This window comes from Pseudomonas sp. HMWF006, assembly GCF_003061205.1.
In the GTDB taxonomy this organism is placed as follows: domain Bacteria; phylum Pseudomonadota; class Gammaproteobacteria; order Pseudomonadales; family Pseudomonadaceae; genus Aquipseudomonas; species Aquipseudomonas monsensis.
In genome coordinates this window covers 9,311-11,194 of sequence record NZ_QAIU01000532.1, presented here as the reverse complement: position 1 = coordinate 11,194, position 1,884 = coordinate 9,311, and the positions used below count along the sequence as shown (strand labels likewise).

Annotated in this window: 2 pseudogenes; one reads left to right on the top strand and one right to left on the bottom strand. The window is 62.0% G+C overall.

Annotated features, from left to right (window positions below):
- Positions 1 to 216: pseudogene (locus tag DBR24_RS24005) on the bottom strand (carbon-nitrogen hydrolase family protein); the annotation flags it as partial.
- 208 nt (positions 217 to 424) lie between these two features.
- Here DBR24_RS24005 and DBR24_RS24000 point away from each other — a divergent pair.
- Positions 425 to 1,884, top strand: a pseudogene (locus tag DBR24_RS24000) (FAD-dependent oxidoreductase); the annotation flags it as partial.

Genomic DNA, 1,884 nt, shown 5'->3' with positions numbered 1-1,884 from the left:
GTGCAGGCGGTCGGGGCTCTGGGAGTCGGTGGGAAACAGCTCGGGCTGGATGCCCAGCAAGTTACCTCGGTCGGCCGGCGTACCCAGATCGACCGCCAGTTTGATGCGCAGGTCCGACAGGTAATGCCCCGCCGGCCGGTCCGCCGCCCACATGGCGTAGGTGGTCAGGGCGGCAACAATGGCCATGGAGAAAAACAGGTACAGAAGTTTGCGCATGAAAACCAACAACAGCCGGGTACAGGGTGTGACGACTAGGGTAGGGCCCATGACGCCGGTTGCCAAGGGGCGCTGCGCATTTGGATCAATAAGTTGTCAGTTACGGTCATTGAGTGACAGCGATGCGACTCTTAGTCTGTCGAACATGACTGACGGGGGACGCAGAGCTCCCGCACTTTTTCCGTGATCGCTCGTTGTGGAGTTACCGATGACCGCCGCTCATTACCCGCACCTGTTGGCCCCGCTGGACCTGGGATTCACCACACTGCGTAACCGCACCCTGATGGGCTCGATGCATACCGGCCTTGAAGAAAAACCGGGTGGTTTCGAGCGCATGGCGGCGTACTTCGCCGAGCGTGCCCGTGGCGGCGTCGGCCTGATGGTCACCGGCGGCATTGGCCCGAACGATGAGGGCGGGGTGTATTCCGGCGCGGCCAAGCTGACCACCGAGGAAGAGGCGCTCAAGCACCGCATCGTCACCCGCGCGGTGCACGAGGCCGGCGGCAAGATCTGCATGCAGATCCTCCACGCAGGGCGTTATGCCTACAGCCCGAAACAGGTCGCGCCGAGTGCGATCCAGGCGCCGATCAACCCGTTCAAGCCCAAAGAGTTGGACGAGGAAGGCATCGAGAAGCAGATCAGCGATTTCGTCACCTGTTCGGTACTGGCGCAGACCGCCGAGTACGACGGTGTCGAGATCATGGGCTCGGAAGGTTATTTCATTAACCAGTTCCTCGCCGCCCACACCAACCACCGCACCGACCGCTGGGGTGGCAGCTACGAAAACCGCATGCGCCTGCCGGTGGAAATCGTCCGCCGCGTGCGTGAAGCGGTTGGCCCGAACTTCATCATCATTTTCCGTCTGTCGATGCTCGACCTGGTCGAGGGCGGCAGCTCCTGGGAAGAAATCGTGACCCTGGCCAAGGCCATCGAGCAGGCCGGCGCGACGATCATCAACACCGGCATTGGCTGGCACGAAGCGCGGATTCCAACCATCGCCACCAAAGTGCCGCGCGCCGCGTTCAGCAAGGTCACCGCCAAGCTGCGCGGTTCGGTGAACATTCCGCTGATCACCACCAACCGCATCAATACCCCGGAAATCGCCGAGCAGATTCTCGCCGAAGGCGACGCCGACATGGTCTCGATGGCGCGGCCGTTCCTCGCCGATCCGGACTTCGTCAACAAGGCCGCTGAAGGCCGCGCCGACGAAATCAACACCTGCATCGGCTGCAATCAGGCCTGCCTCGATCACACCTTCGGCGGCAAGCTCACCAGTTGCCTGGTCAATCCGCGTGCCTGTCACGAAACCGAGCTCAATTATCTGCCGGTGCAGCAAATCAAGAAGATTGCCGTGGTCGGTGCCGGTCCTGCCGGCTTGTCTGCCGCGACCGTGGCCGCCGAGCGCGGGCATCAGGTGACATTGTTCGATTCGGCCAGCGAGATCGGCGGCCAGTTCAATATCGCCAAGCGCGTACCGGGCAAGGAAGAGTTCTTTGAGACCCTGCGTTACTTCAAGCGCAAGTTGCAGACCACCCACGTCGAGGTGTGCCTGAATACCCGCGTCGATGTGGCGAAACTGGTTGAAGGCGGTTACGACGAAATCATCCTCGCCACCGGCATCGCGCCGCGTGTGCCGGCGATTCCGGGCGTGGAGAATGCCAAGGTGCT